Here is an 18,592-nt window from a genome sequence, read left to right on the forward strand (position 1 = left end):
ATGATGACCGTTCGTTTGATCGCCCATACCCCGGAACCGGAAAAGGTGGTGGCCGCTGCGGCAAAGCTGTGCTATTCCGACGCCCACATCACCGACCTGCTGGACGGCCTGACCGAGGAAAAGACCGCAAAGTTCCTCACCATGCTCAGCGACCTCGGCCATGCAAGCCCCATTGAGCACGCCAGCTTCACCTTTGGCATCGAGGGCGTCAGCCGCACCCTGCTGGCCCAGATCACCCGCCACCGCATTGCGTCCTTCAGCGTGCAGAGCCAGCGCTATGTGCGTCTGGACGATTTCCGCTATGTGGTGCCGCCTGAGATCGAGGCCATTCCCGAAGCAAAGGAGGCCTTCCTCGCCAGCATGGAAGAAGACGCCAGGCGCTACCTCGACCTTGCCCACAAGCTGGAAGAAGGCCACACTGCCCGCCTGATGGCCGAGGGAATGCCGGAAAAGCAGGCCCGCGCCAAGGCCAGCAAGCAGGCCAATGAGGACGCCCGTTTTGTGCTGCCCAACGCCTGCGAGACCAAGATGGTGGTCACCATGAACGCCCGCAGCCTGCAGAACTTCTTCCACCTGCGCTGCTGCAGCCGCGCCCAGTGGGAGATCCGGGAGCTGGCCGAAAAGATGTTCGAGCTGGTGTACCCCGTGGCCCCGCACATTTTTGCAAAGTCCGGCCCGGCCTGCGTCAGCGGCCCCTGCCCGGAGGGCAAGATGTGCTGCGGCAAAACGGCCGAGGTGCGCGCAAAATATGCCGCGATCAAGGAAGGTGCCGCCGTATGAGCAAGGGCAGACTGATCGTGCTGGAAGGGCTGGACGGCAGCGGCAAGGCCACCCAGGCAAAGCTGCTGGCGGCGCATCTTGCCGCACAGGGCTTTTCTGTGCGGGAGGTCACCTTCCCGAACTACGAGAGCGATTCCAGCGCGCTGGTCAAGATGTATCTGGCCGGGCAGTTCGGCCAGCACCCGGACGATGTGAATGCCTACGCCGCCTCCAGCTTTTACGCGGTGGACCGCTACGCCAGCTACAAAAAGGACTGGGGCAGCTTTTATGAGAACGGCGGCATCGTCATTGCCGACCGCTACACCACCTCCAACGCGGTGCACCAGTGTTCGAAGCTGCCGCCGGAGCAGTGGGAAGCGTTTCTCGGCTGGCTGTTCGATTTTGAGTTCCATCTGCTGGGCCTGCCCGCGCCGGATAAGGTGATTTACTTACAGGTGGACCCGGCTGTGAGCCAGAAGCTGATGACCGCGCGCTACCACGGCGATGAGAGCAAAAAGGACGTGCACGAAAAAGACACCGAGTACCTTGCCCGCAGCCGTGCCGCTGCCGAATACTGTGCCGCGCACCTCGGCTGGCAGACCGTCCACTGCACCAGCGGCGGCGCGATGCGCAGCATTGAGGACATTCAGGCCGAGGTGCAGGGCATCGTGCTGGGCCAGCTGAAATGATAAAATGAAGGCAGGTGCATCGGGAGTTTCTCTGAGGCGACTTCGCCCTCTCCGTCATTGCTTCGCAATGCCACCTCTCCCAAAGGGAGAGGCAAGAAACGTTGCGGTCAGGTTCTTGGCTCCCCCTTTGGGGGAGCTGTCACCGCAGGTGACTGAGAGGGCGAGCCTGCTGACCGATCATACGCCCGGCTGACAGGCCGGACATGCACATAAAATTCGATAAGAGGGGGTATCCTGAAATGTATCGTCTGATGCAGCCGGAAGACAAACCGGCAGTGCTGGCTTTGTGGCAGAGCCAGCGCAAGGAATCCGAAGAATTTGCAAAAAAAGCCATGGAACAGTTTGCAGGCGAGCAGAACGTCTACGTCGCTGAGGAAAATGACGAGATCGTTGCCGTGGCGCTGGCCGTTCCGGTCACGCTGCAGGGCCGTACCGGCAACTATTTATATGGCCTGTGCGGCGAAGGCAGCCTGATTTTGGCGGGCCTGCTGGATCACCTGTGCGCCCAGCAGAAGCTGCGCGGTGCGGGCTTTACCGTGGCGGTGCCCAAAGGCCCCGAGCAGGCGGCCCTGCTGCAGGATAAGGGCTTTGCCTGGGCGTTCCCGCTGCGGTGCCTGCCCCGCGAGGTGGAGCGCAACCTGTGGAGCCAGGCCGAGTTCGACTCGGTCACGGCCAAAAAGCTGTGTGAACTGCGGGAGCGCTTCTGGCCCGACACGGTGCAGCTGGACCCGGAGCGCATGGCTGTGGTGCTGGGCGACCTCTACTCGGCCGGTGCCACCATCGTTTCCAGTGAACACGGCTACGGCATCTACTTCCGCGAGGAAGACACCCTCTACTTCGTGGAGCTGCAGGCCGATACCGACCGTGCCGCCGAAGTGCTGATGGAAGCCGCCCGCGAGAAGGAAGTCATCGTGGAGAAGGCGGTCATCACGGTGGGTGCTGCCCAGACGCTGTTCCTCGGCGAGGGCACCCGGCAGGAATACGGCATGATCCGCTTTGACGGCGAGCCCTTCGATGTGACCGAAAGCTACATGCGCCTGATGATGGAAAACTGATTGGAAAAAAGGAGTGCACATGGCACAGAAACATTCCCATGCCGCCCGCAAAAAAGGCGGTGCATGGAAGATTTTGCTGGCAGTGGTACTGTTGCTGGTGCTGGCCGCCGGGGCAGCAGGGGTGTTTGCCTACAACGAGATCCACGGCAACGGAAAGCCCGGCACCGAGGTTACTGTCAGCATCCCCCAGGGCAGCGGCGTGGCCTCCATTGCAAATCGGCTCAAGGAGGCCGGGGTGATCCGCTCCACCTACCTGTTCCGCTGGTATGTGGGGCAGAAGGGGGTGGCCGGGAAGCTGCAATACGGTGATTTTACCCTGCAGACCGGGGCCAACGCCTACGATGCTATCATCGCCGTTCTCTCCCAGTACGCCAAGGCAGATACCGTGCGGATCACCATCCCGGAGGGCACCACGGCCATTGCCATTGCGCAGAAGATGGAAGCCGCAGGTCTGTGCAGCGCCGAGGACTTTTTAAAGGAAGCCAACGAGGGCGATTTCAGTGCGTACACCTTCTGGCAGGATGTGCCGGACGACGCCGATGCGCCGGACCGCTTCATGAAGTGTGAGGGTTACCTGTTCCCGGAGACCTACGAGTTCTTGAAGGACGACACGGTGCACAACTATGTGGCCACCTTCTACGCTCAGTTCGATGCTCAGATCACCGATGAAATGTACGCCGAACTCAAAAAGCAGGAGATGACCCTGCCGGAGCTTATCACGCTGGCGTCCTTCGTGCAGGAGGAAGCCGGCAACAGCCAGGACTCCAACGTGGCACAGGTGTTCCGCAACCGTCTGGCGGAAGGTTCGCCTTACCCGCGCCTGCAGAGCAACACCTCCAGCTACATCCAGAGCGACGCCGACAACAATTACCTCTGGAACTGGGTGGCACCCTACTACGGCGGCTGGGATAACATCCCGGAAAACATCGTGGCTGCGTATGATACCTACAGCTGTAAGGGCCTGCCTGCCGGGCCCATCTCAAACCCGGGCCTTGCCGCCATCCAGGCGGCGCTGGACCCGCAGCCCGACGAGGATGCGAAAGACGCCTATTTCTTCGTCACCGACCTCAAGGGCAACTACTACTATGCCCGCACCCTGAGCGAACACAACGCCAACTGCCAGACGGCAGCAGAGGTGAATAAAAGCGTAAAGGGGTAAGATCTCTCGGCATTGCGGCCGATTCTCTGTAGGGAACGCATTTATGCGTTCCGCCTGTTCCCCGGCAGATGCATTTTGCCCTGCGGAGCGGATAAATCCGCTCCCTACAGAAATACTGGCGGATCATCTGCCGAAATAAAGGGTAAGATCTCTCGGCATTGCGGCCAATTCTCTGTAGGGAACGCATTTATGCGTTCCGCCTGTTCCCTGGCAGATGCATTTTGCCCTGCGGAGCGGATAAATCCGCTCCCTACAGAAATACTGGCGGATCATCTGCCGAAATAATTGTTATTAAAAGAGAGGAATTTGAATATGCTGCAAATCCCGGAACTGCTCGCCCCGGCGGGCGACCTGGAACGCCTGCGCTATGCCGTGAACTACGGCGCGGATGCTGTTTACTGCGGCCTGCCGGAGTTCGGCATGCGCTCTGCCCCGGCCAATTTCACGCCGGAGCAGCTGACGGAGGGCGTCATCTACGCCCACGCCCGCGGCCGCAAAGTCTACCTGACCATGAACACCCTGCCCACCAATGAGGAAGCCGACCGTCTGCCCGAGGCCATCCGGGAAGCCGCCAAGGCCGGTGTGGATGCCTTCATCGTGGCAGACCTGGGCGTGCTGGAGGCCTGCAAGACCTTTGCGCCGGACATCGACGTGCACATGTCCACCCAGACCGGCATCACCAACTGGGCTGCCGCCCGCGCCGCCTACGATCTGGGCGCAAAGCGCGTGGTGCTGGCCCGCGAGATGACCCTGCAGGACATTGCCACCATCCGCGACAAGACCCCGCCGGAACTGGAGATCGAAGCCTTCGTGCACGGTGCCATGTGCATGAGCGTCTCGGGCCGGTGCCTGCTGTCCACCTACATGACCGGCCGCGACTCCAACCGCGGCCAGTGCGCCCAGCCCTGCCGCTGGAAGTACTTCCTCAGCGAGGAGAACCGCCCCGGCCAGCTCTATGAGATCGGCGAGAACGAGAACGGCAGCTACATCCTCAACGCCAACGATATGTGCACCGCGCCCTTCATCGACCTCATCTGCAAGGCGGGCGTGGACAGCCTGAAGATCGAGGGCCGCGCCAAGACCTTCTACTACGTCGCCAGCGTCACCGCCGCTTACCGCAAGGCGCTGGACGCCTACCTCGCCGACCCGCTCAATGATAACTTTGAACTGCCCGCCGAGGTGTACGAGGAGCTCACCCGCACCAGCCACCGCCACTATTCGCCCGGCTTCTACTTTGGCCGTGAGCAGGCAAAACAGTCCACCGACAGTGCCGCCTACATCCGCGATTGGGAGTTCGTGGGCACCGTGGACGGCTGGGAGAACGGCATCGCCTCCTGCCAGCAGCGCGGCAAGTGGAGCCTGGGCGACCGGCTCGAAGCCCTCTGCCCGGACGGCCGCAGCATCCCGCTGACGCCGGAATGGATCGAGAACGAAGCCGGTGAGCGGGTGGAGAGCACCCCTCATGCCATGGAAAAATACACCATCCCCACGCCGGAGCTGCCGCCCATGAGCCTGCTGCGGCGCAAGACCGTTTAAGGAGAACCTGTGATGGAGCCAAAACGCCTGTGTCCTTATTGCCTGCAGCCGATCCCCCCGGCGGCACAGAGCTGCCCGCACTGCGGCAAAGTTTTCGCCGACCGCAACCCCGGCGGCACCCTGCCGGTGGGCACCGTGCTGGCCGGGCGCTACACCGTGGGCGAGATGCGCAGCATCGACGGTGAGGGCGTCCTGTACCGGGGCGTGGAAAATCTGGGCGGCTTCCGGGTGACCATCAAGGAATATCTGCCCGTCACCCTCTCGGCCGAGCGCACGGCGGAGAACACTCTGTGCCCCAAGACCGGCAGCGAAGTGCTGTTCAAGACCACCCGCATGGATTTTGAGGACCTCTACCGCGCCATCCAGCGCATCACGCCAGCGAACGGTCTGGAAGCGGTGCTGGACGTGGTGGAGGCCAACAACACGGTCTATGCTGTCATGGAGAACCCCGGCGGCACCCTGCTCAGCCAGTGGCTGGAAGACCGGCCCGGCCCCCTCCGGCCGGAGGAGACCAGCGCCATGCTGCAGCCGGTGTTTGAGGGTGTGGCCGCCATGCACAAGATCGGCCTGGTGCACCGGGGCATCTGCCCGGAGAACATCCGCGTGATGGGCGACGGCCGGTGCCGTCTGGCGGGTTACGCCACGGTGGGCCTGCGCACGGCGGGCAGCGGCCTGCACGAGCAGCTCTACGAGGGCTATTCGGCCCCGGAACAGTATTCCACCGCCGAGTTTGAAGGCCGCTATACCGACGAATACAGCCTTGCGGCGGTGTTCTACCGCATGGTGTGCGGGCAGGCCCCGGTACCGGCCGCGCAGCGCATGGTGGCAGATTCGAACCCCAGGGCCAAAACGGTGAACAGCGCCGTGCCGGGCTATGTCTCGCAGGTGCTGCAGCTGGGCCTGCGGCTCAAGCCCATGGAGCGCATCCAGACGGTGCCGCAGCTGTATCAGGCCCTTTCTTCCAAAGAATACACCACCGAGCTCACCCGCACCATGAAGCCGGAGACCCCGGTGCGCACGGCTGCCCCGGAGCCGGAACACCGCGAACACCTGCTCAGCCTGAAAGCCCTGCTGGCGGGCATTCTGATCTTGCTTTCCATCCTCATCCTGCTCACGCTGTGGGGCATGATGAGTCACAAAAATGATTCGGCACCTTCTGCCGTGGAGCCGGAACCTGCCAGCAGCGAGGTGCTGGAACCCCAGAACCTTGTGCCGGACTTCCTTGGCATGGATTACGCGCAGGTGCAGAACAACCGGGAATACACCGGCATGTACCTGTTCTACGTCACCGAAGAATACAGCGACACCGCCCCGGCAGGCCAGATCATCCAGCAGGACCCGGCAGCTGACACCGTGCTCAAGGCAGGGGAGACCATCCGCCTTGTGGTGAGCAAGGGCCCGGAGACGGTGGAGATGCCGAACCTCATCGGCTTCACCCAGGACGGCGCGGTGAAGGAGCTGGAAGCTCGGGGCCTTGTGGCCAGCTGCTTCATGGTAGTGAACGATGGCTCCTACGCCGCAGGCTGCGTGGTGCGCGCCAGCGAGGAGCCGGGCACGAAGGTTGCCGTGGGCACGGTCATCACCGTGTATATCGCCGCGGACCCCAGTGTGCAGATCACCACGCCGGAGGAACCTGCCGCGACAGAACCCACCACCGAACCGGAAGCCCCTGCCGCCGAAGGGGAGACGGAAGCGGGGTCACAATAAAAGCAGAAGCGGGAGCCTGAATTCAGGCTCCCGCTTCTGCTTGTTTAGGATAGGAAAGAGAATGGCTTAGTTAGAGGTTGGTGTAGCCCATCAGGTAGCGGTCTACCTCGGCGGCGCAGTCGCGGCCTTCGCGCAGGCCCCACACCACAAGGCTCTGGCCGCGGCGCATATCGCCGCAGACGAACACCTTTTCCACGTTGGTCTTGAAGCTGTGGTCGGCCACGTTGCCGCGGGCGGTCAGTTCCACACCAAATGCATCGGCCACGTAGCTTTCGCAGCCGGTAAAGCCTGCGGCGATGAACGCCAGCTGGCAGTTGTAGGTAAATTCTTCACCGGTGGGCACCATGTTGGTGCGGCCGGTCTCCGGGTCACGCTCCGGCTTCAGGGTGCTGATGACGGCACCGGTCAGGTTGCCGGCCTCGTCCTTCAAGAACTCCTTCACGGTGGTCTGGTACACGCGCGGGTCCTTGCCGAACTTGGCAAGGCACTCGGTCTGGCCGTAGTCCACTTTGAGCACCCGGGGCCACTCCGGCCACGGGTTGGAAGCAGCGCGCTCCTTGGGCGGCTGAGGCATCATTTCCAGTGCTACCAGATCGGTGCAGCCCTGCCGCAGGGCCGTGCCCTGACAGTCGTTGCCGGTGTCGCCGCCGCCGATGACCAGAACGTTCTTGCCCTTGGCGTCAATGGCCTTGCCATCGGCAAACTGGCTGTCCAGCAGGCTTTTCGTCACGCTGGTCAGGTAGTCCACGGCAAAATGCACGCCGTTGGCATCGCGGCCGGGCACGTTCAGGTCACGGGCCTTCTTGGCGCCGCAGCACAGCACCACGGCATCGTAGCCGTTCAGCAGATCTTCGGCTGCCACGGCCCCACCGATGTCCATATTGGTGCGGAACTCCACGCCCTCGGCCTGCATGATCTTGATGCGGCGCTCAATGACGGATTTGTCCAGCTTCATGTTCGGGATGCCGTACATCAGCAGGCCGCCCACGCGGTCGGCGCGCTCAAACACGGTCACGGCGTGGCCGCGCTTGTTCAGGTACTCGGCCACGGAAAGGCCGGACGGGCCGCTGCCCACCACGGCAACGCTCTTGCCGGTGCGTGCCGGAGGGGGAGCCGCGTGCAGCCAGCCCTTGGCATAGGCCGTCTCAATGATGGCGTGCTCGTTCTCGCGCACGGTCACGCTGCTGCCGGTCACATCGCCGCAGGTGCAGGCGGCCTCGCACAGGGCGGGGCACACCCGGCTGGTGAACTCCGGGAAGCGGTTGGTGGCCATCAGGCGGTGCATGGCCAGCTCCCACTTGCCGTGGTAGACCAGGTCGTTCCACTCCGGGATGAGGTTGTTCAGCGGGCAGCCGGAGGCCATGCCGCCGATCATCATGCCGGCCTGGCAGAAGGGGACGCCGCAGTCCATGCAGCGCGCCGCCTGGGTCTGCTGCTCCTCGCGGGAGAGCCAGACGTGAAATTCGTTGAAGTTTTCCATGCGCTCCAGCGGCGGCACATCCGTGCTGGTTTTGCGCGTATAATCGATAAATCCTGTTGTCTTGCCCATAACGCAGCCCTCCTTACTTCTTCTTCTGCACCGTGTAGAATGCTTCGATCTGCGCCTGCTCGCCGTCCAGACCGCGCTCCTCTACGGACGCGATCACCCGCAGCATGCGGTCGTAATCGTAAGGCAGAACTTTCTTGAACTTGGGCAAAAATTCGCTGAAGTTGTCCAGAATTTCCTTGCCGCGGGGGGAGCCGGTGGCTTCCACATGCTCGCGGATGAGCTCTTTCAGGGTGGCAACGTCGTATTTGTGCTCCACGGGCTCAAGGCTGACGGTCTCCTTGTTCACGCGCTGGTAGAAGTCCCAGTTCTCGTCCAGTACATAGGCGATGCCGCCGGTCATGCCGGCTGCAAAGTTCTTGCCGGTCTGGCCCAGCACGACCACCGTGCCGCCGGTCATGTACTCGCAGCCGTGGTCGCCCACGCCCTCCACAACGGCGGTAGCACCACTGTTGCGCACGGCGAAGCGCTCACCGGCCATGCCGGAGATGAACGCCTTGCCGCTGGTAGCACCATAGAGGGCCACGTTGCCGGTGATGATGTTCTCCTCCGGCTTGAAGGTGATACCCTCGGGCGGGCGCACCACGATCTTGCCGCCGGAAAGGCCCTTGCCCATGTAGTCGTTGCAGTCGCCCACAAGGTCCAGCGTCAGGCCATTCGGGATGAATGCACCGAAGCTCTGGCCGCCGGCACCCACGCAGTGGGCGGTGTAAACATCATCCGGCAGGCTGTTGCCATATTTGCGGGTGATCTCGCTGCCGAAGATGGCACCAAAGGCGCGGTCCGTGTTGGAGACATCCAGATTCACGCTCTGGGGATTCTTGCTGTTCAGCTTGAACTTCTTCATCAGCACCTTCATGTCGAGGGTGTTTTCCAGATGGAAGTCGTAGGTATCAGCAGGCACAAAGTGCACGTTGCTGTTCTCGATGGCAGGGTTGTGCAGGATGCAGTCCAGGTCCATCTTGGAGGCGCGGCTGCCGGGTGCGGCAGGCTTGACCTTGAGCAGGTCGGTGCGGCCCACCAGCTCGTCGATGGTGCGCACGCCCAGCTTTGCCATGTACTCGCGCAGCTCCTGGGCCACAAAGGTCAGGTAGTTGATGATGTATTCCGGCTTGCCGCGGAAATTCTTGCGCAGCTCCGGGTTCTGGGTGCAGATGCCCATGGGGCAGGTGTCCAGGTTGCACACACGCATCATCACGCAGCCCTCAGCCATCAGCAGGGTGGTGCCGAAGCCGAATTCCTCCGCGCCCAGCATGCAGCTGATGGCCACGTCGCGGCCGCTCAGCAGCTTGGAGTCGCTCTCGATGCGCACGCGGGTGCGCAGGCCGTTCAAAATCAGGGTCTGGTGGGTCTCGGCGATGCCAAGCTCCCAGGGCAGGCCCGCGTTCTTGATGGAAGTGCGCGGTGCTGCACCGGTGCCGCCGTCGTAGCCGGACACCAGAATGACCTGTGCGCCGCCCTTGGCCACACCGGCCGCAATGGTGCCGACACCGGCCTCACTCACCAGCTTGACGTTGATGTTGGCGTTGCGGTTGGCGTTCTTCAGGTCGTAGATCAGCTCGGCCAGGTCCTCGATGGAGTAGATGTCGTGGTGCGGCGGGGGGGAGATCAGGCCCACACCGGTGGTGCTGTGACGGGTCTTGGCGATCCACGGATACACTTTGGCACCGGGCAGGTTGCCGCCCTCGCCGGGCTTTGCGCCCTGTGCCAGCTTGATCTGAATTTCTTCGGCGCTCACCAGATACTTGCTGGTGACGCCGAAACGGGCGGAAGCCACCTGCTTGATCTTGGAATTGCTCTCGCTGTGGTAGCGCTCCTCGGGCTCGCCGCCCTCACCGGTGTTGCTGCGTCCGCCCAGACGGTTCAGGGCGATGGCAATGGTCTCGTGGGCTTCGCTGCTCAGGGCACCGTAGCTCATGGCCGCGCCCTTGAACCGCTTGACGATGGAGCTCACCGGCTCCACTTCCTCCAGCGGGATGCCGCCGTCCGGGGCAAAGTTGAAGTCCAGCAGGCTGCGCAGATGAACGCCGTCGGTGCCCATGTTGTCCACGGTATTGGTGAACTGCTTGAAAGCACCGTAATCGTTGGTGAAGCAGGCCTTCTGGAACAGATGGATGGTCTGCGGGTTGAACAGATGATCTTCCTTGCCGCTGCGGAACTTGTGGGCACCGCCGTCGGCCAGCTCCATGTTGATGTCCAGACCCAGCGGGTCGAAGGCTGCGTTGTGCTGGGCTTCCACGTCGGCCTGAATATCTTCCAGACTGATGCCGCCCACACGGCTCACGGTGCCGGTGAAGTATTTGTCGATGACATCCTTCGAGATGCCCACCGCCTCAAAGATCTGGCTGCTCTGGTAGCTCTGGATGGTGGAGATGCCCATCTTGGAGGCGATCTTCACGATGCCGTTCAGGATGGCGTTGTTGTAGTCCTCCACGGCGGCATAATAGTCCTTGTCCAGCAGACCTTCGTCAATGAGCTGACCGATGGTCTCGTGGGCCAGATAGGGGTTGATGGCGCAGGCACCGTAGCCCAGCAGGGTGGCGAAGTGGTGCACCTCGCGGGGCTCTGCGCTTTCCAGAATCAGGGCCAGTGCGGTGCTCTTTTTGGTGCGGATGAGGTACTGAGACACGGCGGAAACAGCCAGCAGGCTGGGGATGGTCACATGGTATTCATCCACGTCGCGGTCGGACAGGATGATGATGTTCGCGCCCTCTTTGTAGGCACGGTCCACTTCCAGGAACACGCGGTCGATGGCCTTTTCCAGGCTGGTGTTTTTATAATAGTTGATGGACACCGTGGCCACCTTGAAGCCCGGCACGTTCATGTACTTGATCTTCAGCAGGTCGGTGCTGGTCAGAATGGGGTTGTGGACTTTCAGCACCTTGCAGTTCTCGGGCTTATCCTCCAGCAGGTTGCCGTGGGCGCCGATGTACACGCTGGTGGAGGTGACCACCTTCTCGCGGATGGCGTCGATGGGGGGGTTCGTCACCTGCGCAAAGCGCTGCTTGAAGTAGTTGAACAGCGGGGGATGCTGGTCGCTCAGCACGGCCAGCGGCGTATCAGTGCCCATGGCACCGGAAGGCTCTGCACCTGCCCGGGCCATGGCAAGGATCATGGTGTTCACGTCCTCATACTTATAGCCGAACACCTTCTGCAGGCGGGTGAGCTGGTCGCCGGTGTAGCTTTCCACCTTCACGTTGGGGATCTTCAGCTTGGCCAGCTCCACAAGGTTGCGGTCGATCCACTCGCCGTAGGGTTCGCGGCTGGCGTAGAACTCTTTCAGCTTTTCGTCATCCACCACTTCGCCCTTGACGGTATCCACCAGCAGCATTTTGCCGGGGCGCAGGCGGTCCTTGACGAGGATATTCTCCGGGTCGCATTCCAGCACGCCCACCTCAGAGGACAGGATCATGCGGCCGTCCTTGGTGATGTAGTAGCGGCTGGGGCGCAGACCGTTGCGGTCCAGCACAGCGCCCATCACGTCGCCGTCCGAGAACAGGATGGCGGCGGGGCCGTCCCAGGGCTCCAGCATGGTGGCGTAATACTGGTAAAAATCGCGCTTTTTCTGGCTGATGTTCTTGTTGTTCTCCCACGGTTCCGGGATGGTGATCATCACGGCCAGCGGCAGGTCCATGCCGTTCATCACCATGAATTCCAGCGCATTGTCCAGCATGGCGGAGTCGGAGCCGGAGGTGTTGATGATGGGCAGAATTTTGTTCATGTCGTCCTGCATGATGGAGCTGGAAATGCTCTCCTCGCGGGCCAGCATGGCGTCGGTGTTGCCCTTGATGGTGTTGATCTCGCCGTTGTGCAGGATGAAGCGGTTGGGGTGGGCGCGCATCCAGCTGGGGTTGGTGTTGGTAGAGAAGCGGCTGTGCACCATGCCGATGGCGGATTCATAGTCGGGGTCCTGCAGGTCGGTGTAGAACAGGCGCAGATCGTGCACCAGGAACATGCCCTTGTACACGATGGTGCGGCTGGACAGGCTGGGCACATAGGTGCCGTTGCTGGCCTGCTCGAACACGCGGCGCACGATGTAGAGCTTGCGGTCGAAGTCGATGCCCTTGCTCACCTTGGCGGGCTTTTTGATAAAGCACTGCCAGATGGCGGGCATACAGTCGCGGGCTTTCTGGCCCACGGCGTCCGGGTTCACGGGCACCTTGCGCCAGGCCAGAAATTCCAGGCCCTCTTTGCGGGTGACCACCTCGAACAGCTTCATGGCCTGGGCCCGCAGGTGTTCGTTCTGGGGGAAGAAGAACATGCCCACGCCGTATTCGCGCTCGTTGCCCAGGCGGATGTTCATTTCCTCGGCCACTTTGGAGAAGAACTTGTGGCTGATCTGCAGCAGGATGCCCACGCCGTCGCCGGTCTTGCCCTCGGCATCCTTACCGGCGCGGTGCTCCAGCCGCTCCACGATGGCCAGTGCATCGTCCACGGTCTGGTGGCTCTTGCGGCCCTTGATGTCCACCACAGCGCCGATGCCGCAGGCGTCGTGCTCAAACTGTGGATCGTACAGGCCAAGGGTGTTTTTCTGCTCTGTAAAGTTTTCCATAGACTTTCCCATCCTTTATCAAAATCCTCACCGGATGCGGCACCCTCCGCATTCTGACAAAAAAGAAAAGCGCCCCGCAAGGGCAGAGTTTACCCTTGCGGAACGCCTTTGTTCCGGTACCTTCTATTATAGCGGGCGCTGAAAAATCTTCAAGTGACAGCTGCACCAAATATGATGGCGGCTTTCCACCGCTTCTTGTGCGAAACGCCGCGAACGGCCCGAACTGTGCACCGTACAAAAACAAAACCGCCGCATCCGGCCGCCTTTGCGGGGCAGGGGATGCAGCGGTTTGTGTGCGCTCGTGTGGTTTTTCCGCCCTTAGTGCTTTGCAGCACGCTGTTTGCGGGTGAAGAACCATCCGCAGGCCAGCAGGCCGAAGCCGAAGCTCATCAGCACGACAGCCAGCCAGCCGGTGGTGCCGGTCTGGGGCAGGGTGTCGGCCTTGGTGGTATCCAGTGCGGGGGTCTCAGCCGGCTGGGCAGGCACGGTGGTGTCGTCCTGAGCCGGTTCCTCGCCGGGGGTCTCGTCCTGTGCAGGTGCGTCGGGCTCTGCAGGCTCCTCGGGGGTCTCCGGGGTCTCCGGACTCTCGGGCTCCGTGGGTTCCTCGGGCTCCGTCGGGACGACCGGGACATCGGGGATGTCCGTGCCGTTCTTCAGGTTGGTGAAGACGATCTCGGCGGTGTCATTCTTGGGCACAACGCCGGTGTCTGCGCCGCTGACGCTCTGCAGGGTCCAGCCGGTCTGGCGGACCTCGGCGATGGTGTAGCCAACGCCTGCAGGCAGGTTTGCGATGGTGATGCTTTCGCCGCCCTTCAGCGAGAAGGATGCGATGCCGTTTTCAAACTGCACGCCGTATTCTTCTGCGTCTGCGGTGGTGATGGTGTTGTCATCCAGCATCAGCATAAAGTTGAAGACGGTGTCCGCGTCGTCGGCGTCCAGCTCACCGGCCAGCTCCTTGGTGACCACCAGGGAACCGGTTGCGGTCTGCTTTTCGTTGACGAACGCGATCTCGGCGGTGGCGCGGTAGGGCACTTTGCCCTCGGCGTCGCCGTCCACCCGGGCCAGCAGCCAGCCGCCCTTGGACTGCTCGGTGATGGTGTAACCCATGCGAACAGGCAGGTTTTCGATGGTCTTGCTTTCGCCGTCTTTCAGGGTGAAGGTCGCCTTGCCGTTTTCGAACCGGACGCCGTACCGCTCGTCGTTCACGGTGTCGATGGTCTCATCGTCCAGCGTGAGCACGAAGGTGAACTCGGCGTCGCAGTCGTCCACCAGCATTTCACCGGTCATCTGCTTGTGGACGATCAGGCTGCCGGTGGGGCCGTGGGCGGCCTTGAGGGACAGGCGGTTGGTATAAGAAGTGACGGGTTCGACGAGAACCATGTGCAGGTCCGCTTCGTCCTCCGCGTGGGCGTTCCAGCGGGTGCTTTCATAGTCGTCGTACCAGCCGTCAATGGGGTGGTAGCAGTCCGGGTAACCGTCCAGTGCCCAGTCGCTGCCGGTAGCACCAAAGGTAATGGTGGCGCCGTCACCATTCTCAATGTCATCACCGCCAACCTTTGCATGGTTGTTGTACAGCTGCACGTCATCCGAAAGAGTTGCAGTAGAATAGTTTCGGAGACCGCCGCCATACCAAGTGGAAGTGGTGTTATAACGAACACGGCCGGAGAGCAGCGTCAGGGTCGCATTTTCGTTATTGACAATGCCGCTGTTCTTGTTGTGCTCGACCTGCAGGTCAACGTCTCTTTCTACAGTAAACGTTCCACTCTTGGTGTTATAAATACCGTAGGAATTGTTGTTATCGGCAGAAACATTTGCACCGGTCGCTACAATAAACGTTCCGAGGGAATTACCAATACCGAAAGATTTATTGTTGTCGGCAGAAACATTTGCGCCATTTTCTATGGTGAAAACTCCACCGTCATTGTAAATACCGTAGCCTTCGTTACGGTCGGCAGAAACATCTGCACCGCTCTGAATTGTAAAGTAGTCATCTGCAGGGGTGGAGAAATTTCCGTAGACGGTGTTGTAAATGCCAGCAGACGCATTGTTGTTGGCAGTGACATGTGCGCCGCCCTCAATGAGGAAGAAACCTGTTGCCCACGCTAGATCGCCACCGCCTGCATAGTTGTAGATGCCGACATCATTATTGTTTGCGGAGACATTGGCACCGCTTTTAATGGTAGTACGAGCATCGAAACTGTTTGCAAAGCCAAGCTGGCTATTGCCATCGATGATGACGGTTGCACCGCCTTCAATGTTCAGAATCCATTCGTTTAAAAGGCCGGACAAACCAACATTGTTGCGGGCATAGATATACGCACCGGATTCGATGGTCACGTTGCCTTCGTAGGTGGCATCGTCATGCTGTGCGTGCACGACAAAACCGCCGGTGGCACCATAAAGGTCAGCCTTACCGTTGCCCGTGCAGATAACCCGTCCACGAATATGACTTTCACCTTCACGGCTGTTGCCAATGCCGACGCCAGAGCCGCCGCTGTCAGTAGCATACAACGTAGAAGCAGCATCCATATCAAGGACACCAGCATAAACGGCATAGCCATACCACCCGCCGGGGTTATTGGTTGCGGTGAGCGTGGAAGATATCATGGTCAACGTGCCGCCATAGCTTCCTACACCATAACAGCCGAGAGCACCGCCATAACCGTAGAGACCGTTACCAGTAAAATAGACATCGGCATTGTCCAGCGTGAGATTGATGGGGTCGATGGTCATTCCGTACCAGCCACAGTCTGTGACTTTCAGAGAAGACGAAGTGACCCAGATGCCGTGACCGTCTTCACTGTAACTCTCTGCGTAGATACCGCTGGCTTCTTCGGCAGCAAAACCGGAGATTTCAGCATTTGTATTGTCTTCAAAATACAAATCACTGTCGTGCTCCAGGAAAATGCCGCTGCCCAAGATTTGGTCCGGTGTCAATGAGAATTCGACATGGCTCAAATGCAGCTTGCTGGAATGGGTGATCAGGTTGGCCGTATTGCCTGCGCTGTGTTCATGGGTATGCTGAGCCGCATGAATGGTCAACGTGAGATCCTGGAACGTGATATCACTCTGATACGCATACATGCCATACTGCTCCAGCGTCAGCGTGTAGGTATTGCCGCCGGAAATGGTCAAGTTCTTACTATGGAACTCAAGGCCCGTACTCAGCTCGATGTCCTGCAACAGATCAATCTGGGCGCCATCCGCTGCATCGTCGATCGCTTCGGTCAGCGTTGCATAGGTTTTGCCATTGATCGCACACACAGCCTGATCGCTGCCTGTGCCGTCCGCAGAGCCGGGCGTGTCCGCGTAGAGATCGGGGATGGGGTCGTCTGCATACAGGTCTTCCACAAACGGCGTTGTCGCGGCCGCCGCTGTTTTCGCACTGTTTGCATCCGCAGCGTCCTTCACCGGGTCCGTCTCCACCGGGTCCGTCTCCGCCGGGCCGGAAGCAGCATTTGTGCCGGGGTCCACAGCCACCGGGGTCTGTTCCTGTGAAACATCTGAAACATCTGAAACATCAAAGGAACAGAGATCGGTGGAAAGATCTTCCCAGCCAATAATGGTGCCGTCCGAATCCGTGATGGGGTCGGAACTCAGTGCAAGCGCACTCAGCGGCATGACACAAAGCAGCAATCCGATGGTCAGTATCGCTACAAACCATCTTTTTTTCATAATTTATTACCTCCTTCTTTCTAAAATATGGTGCATTTTGTGCACCATTCATATATTACCATCTGAATTCTGGAAAAACAAGGGGTCCGAAAGATTTTGCACCACAAAAAAGCTGGCTTTTTGCGCCGATTGGGAACGGTACCGGAGTTTCTCCGGCATGTGCTGCCGAAACGGTCCTGAAAACGTGCATCCATGCCGAAAAGTACCGGAAACGTGCACGAATTGCAACAAATGAAAAGCTCCCGGAAAATACCGGGAGCAAAGCAGAAATGACAGGGGAAATGTCCGGCGGGGTGCTCAGCCGCCCAGAATGGCGTGCAGGTCGTCTTCCGGCGTGGTGACGGCTTTCAGGTCATATTTTTGCTGCAGCACCTGCACCACCCCCGGCGAGAGGAAGGCGGGCAGGGTGGGCCCCAGCCGGATGTTTTTGATGCCCAGCGCCAGCAGCGCGATCAGGATGCACACGGCCTTCTGCTCAAACCAGCACAGCACCAGCGAGAGCGGCAGGTCGTTCACCCCGCAGCCAAAGGCGTCTGCCAACGCCAGTGCGATGCGGATGGCACTGTAGGCGTCGTTGCACTGGCCCACGTCCAGAATGCGGGGCAGCCCGGTGCCGGGCACGTTGCCCAAAGGCAGATCGTTCAGCCGGAACTTGCCGCACGCCAGCGTCAGGATCACCGTGTCCTGCGGGGTGAGCTTGGCGAACTCGGTGTAGTACCGGCGGGAAGGCCGTGTGCCGTCGCAGCCGCCCACCAGGAAAAAGTGCCGGATCTTGCCGTCCTTTACCGCCTGCACGATCTCGCCCGCATGGCGCAGCACGGCATCATGCGCAAAGCCGGTGACGACGGCCTTGCCGCCGTTCATGCCGGGCACGAGGGTGTCCTCTTTGTAGCCGCCCAGCTCCAGCGCCCGGCGGATGACGGGGGAGAAATCCCGCCCTTCGTCGATGTGCACGATGCCGGGGTAGGACACCACCGAGGTGGTGAACACCCGGTCGGCGTAACTCTCCCGCAGGGGCATGATGCAGTTGGTGGTGAACAGGATGGGCGCGGGGATATCCTCAAACTCGGTCTGCTGGTTCTGCCATGCGGTGCCGAAGTTGCCCTTCAGGTGGGGGTATTTCTGCTTCAGCTCCGGGTAGCCGTGGGCGGGCAGCATCTCCGAGTGGGTGTAGATGTGGATGCCCTTGCCCTTCGTCTGCTCGAGCAATTGCTGCATGTCGAACAGGTCATGGCCGGAAACCACGATGAACGGCCCTTTTTCAATGGTCAGCGGCACTTCCACCGGCACCGGGTCGCCAAAGGCCCCGGTGTTGGCGGCGTCCAGCAGCTCCATGCAGCGGTAGCTGGCTTCGCCGGTCTTCTGCACCAGCGCCCACAGCTCGTCCATGGAAAGGCCCTCGGCGCTCAGAGTTTCCAGCGCGGTGCAGAAAAAGCGGTCCAGCTCCGGGCTGATGCGGCCCAGCACCCGGGCGTGGTAGTTGTAGGCCGCCATGCCCCGCAGGCTGAACAGCACGAAGCTTTTCAGGCTGCGCACGTCCGGGTCCGGCTCGTGCCACAGCCGCTGCATGTCGTAGTCCGGCGCGACGGCCGGGCAGGCGGCGTGGACCTTCTCGGTGAGGGCGTCCACGGTGGCGGCGTCAAAGTTGACATTGGTGATGGTGGTGAACAGCCCCTGCATCAGCAAAAGGGCCTGCTCCGGGGCCGGGGCGCGGCCCGCGTCCACCAGCTGCCCGGCATAGGTGATCAGCGCGCCGGTGAGCCGGTCCTGCGCGGCGGCTGTCTCGGCCGATTTGCCGCACACACCCGCTGCCCCGGTGCAGGCCGTGCAGCCCGCCGCCTGCTCACATTGAAAACAGAACATCCGCTCGTCCATAGAAAAACTCCCTTTCCTGCGTGAGATACCGGGAGTATG

At 61.0% G+C, this 18,592-nt stretch carries 10 protein-coding genes; 6 read left to right on the top strand and 4 right to left on the bottom strand.

The window, feature by feature from the left end:
* The 6 genes from thyX to CGS49_RS11005 all read left to right on the top strand — a co-directional run bounded on the left by thyX (position 1) and on the right by CGS49_RS11005 (position 6,905).
* Entirely contained in the window at positions 1-780 is a 780-nt protein-coding gene (gene thyX / locus CGS49_RS10980; RefSeq protein ID WP_097801846.1) for an FAD-dependent thymidylate synthase, read from the top strand.
* Positions 777-1,448 carry a dTMP kinase gene (locus CGS49_RS10985; RefSeq protein ID WP_097801847.1) on the top strand — a complete coding sequence of 224 codons (672 nt, stop codon included), beginning with the start codon at positions 777-779 and terminating at the stop codon, positions 1,446-1,448. The genes thyX and CGS49_RS10985 overlap by 4 nt, the downstream gene beginning before the upstream one ends.
* 239 nt (positions 1,449-1,687) lie before the next feature.
* Entirely contained in the window at positions 1,688-2,503 is an 816-nt protein-coding gene (locus CGS49_RS10990; protein WP_097801848.1) for a GNAT family protein, read from the top strand.
* Positions 2,504-2,522: 19 nt separating this feature from the next.
* Positions 2,523-3,662, top strand: a complete 1,140-nt coding sequence (gene mltG / locus CGS49_RS10995) for an endolytic transglycosylase MltG (RefSeq protein ID WP_097801849.1) — start codon at positions 2,523-2,525, stop codon at positions 3,660-3,662.
* A 312-nt stretch (positions 3,663-3,974) separates the two neighbouring features.
* The gene (locus CGS49_RS11000) at positions 3,975-5,198 is read left to right on the top strand and encodes a peptidase U32 family protein (protein WP_097801850.1); all 1,224 of its coding nucleotides are present in this window, start codon (positions 3,975-3,977) and stop codon (positions 5,196-5,198) included.
* A 12-nt stretch (positions 5,199-5,210) separates the two neighbouring features.
* Positions 5,211-6,905 carry a PASTA domain-containing protein gene (locus CGS49_RS11005; RefSeq protein ID WP_097801851.1) on the top strand — a complete coding sequence of 565 codons (1,695 nt, stop codon included), beginning with the start codon at positions 5,211-5,213 and terminating at the stop codon, positions 6,903-6,905.
* Positions 6,906-6,975: 70 nt separating this feature from the next.
* Here the strand turns inward: CGS49_RS11005 and CGS49_RS11010 are convergent, their stop codons facing one another.
* The 4 genes from CGS49_RS11010 to hcp form a co-directional block, all read right to left on the bottom strand.
* A complete protein-coding gene (locus tag CGS49_RS11010; RefSeq protein WP_097801852.1) occupies positions 6,976-8,454 on the bottom strand; it encodes a glutamate synthase subunit beta in 1,479 nt (492 codons plus the stop codon).
* A 13-nt stretch (positions 8,455-8,467) separates the two neighbouring features.
* Positions 8,468-13,003 (bottom strand): glutamate synthase large subunit, encoded by a 4,536-nt coding sequence (gltB, locus tag CGS49_RS11015; protein ID WP_179859069.1) that lies wholly within the window; start codon positions 13,001-13,003, stop codon positions 8,468-8,470.
* A 318-nt stretch (positions 13,004-13,321) separates the two neighbouring features.
* Positions 13,322-16,678 (bottom strand): DUF7601 domain-containing protein, encoded by a 3,357-nt coding sequence (locus CGS49_RS11020; protein WP_097801854.1) that lies wholly within the window; start codon positions 16,676-16,678, stop codon positions 13,322-13,324.
* Positions 16,679-16,975: 297 nt separating this feature from the next.
* Positions 16,976-18,553 carry a hydroxylamine reductase gene (hcp, locus tag CGS49_RS11025; protein WP_097801855.1) on the bottom strand — a complete coding sequence of 526 codons (1,578 nt, stop codon included), beginning with the start codon at positions 18,551-18,553 and terminating at the stop codon, positions 16,976-16,978.
* Between the last annotated feature and the right edge of the window lie 39 nt (positions 18,554-18,592).

Origin of the sequence: Faecalibacterium langellae, assembly GCF_002549775.1 — a bacterium.
Lineage (GTDB): Bacteria > Bacillota > Clostridia > Oscillospirales > Ruminococcaceae > Faecalibacterium > Faecalibacterium langellae.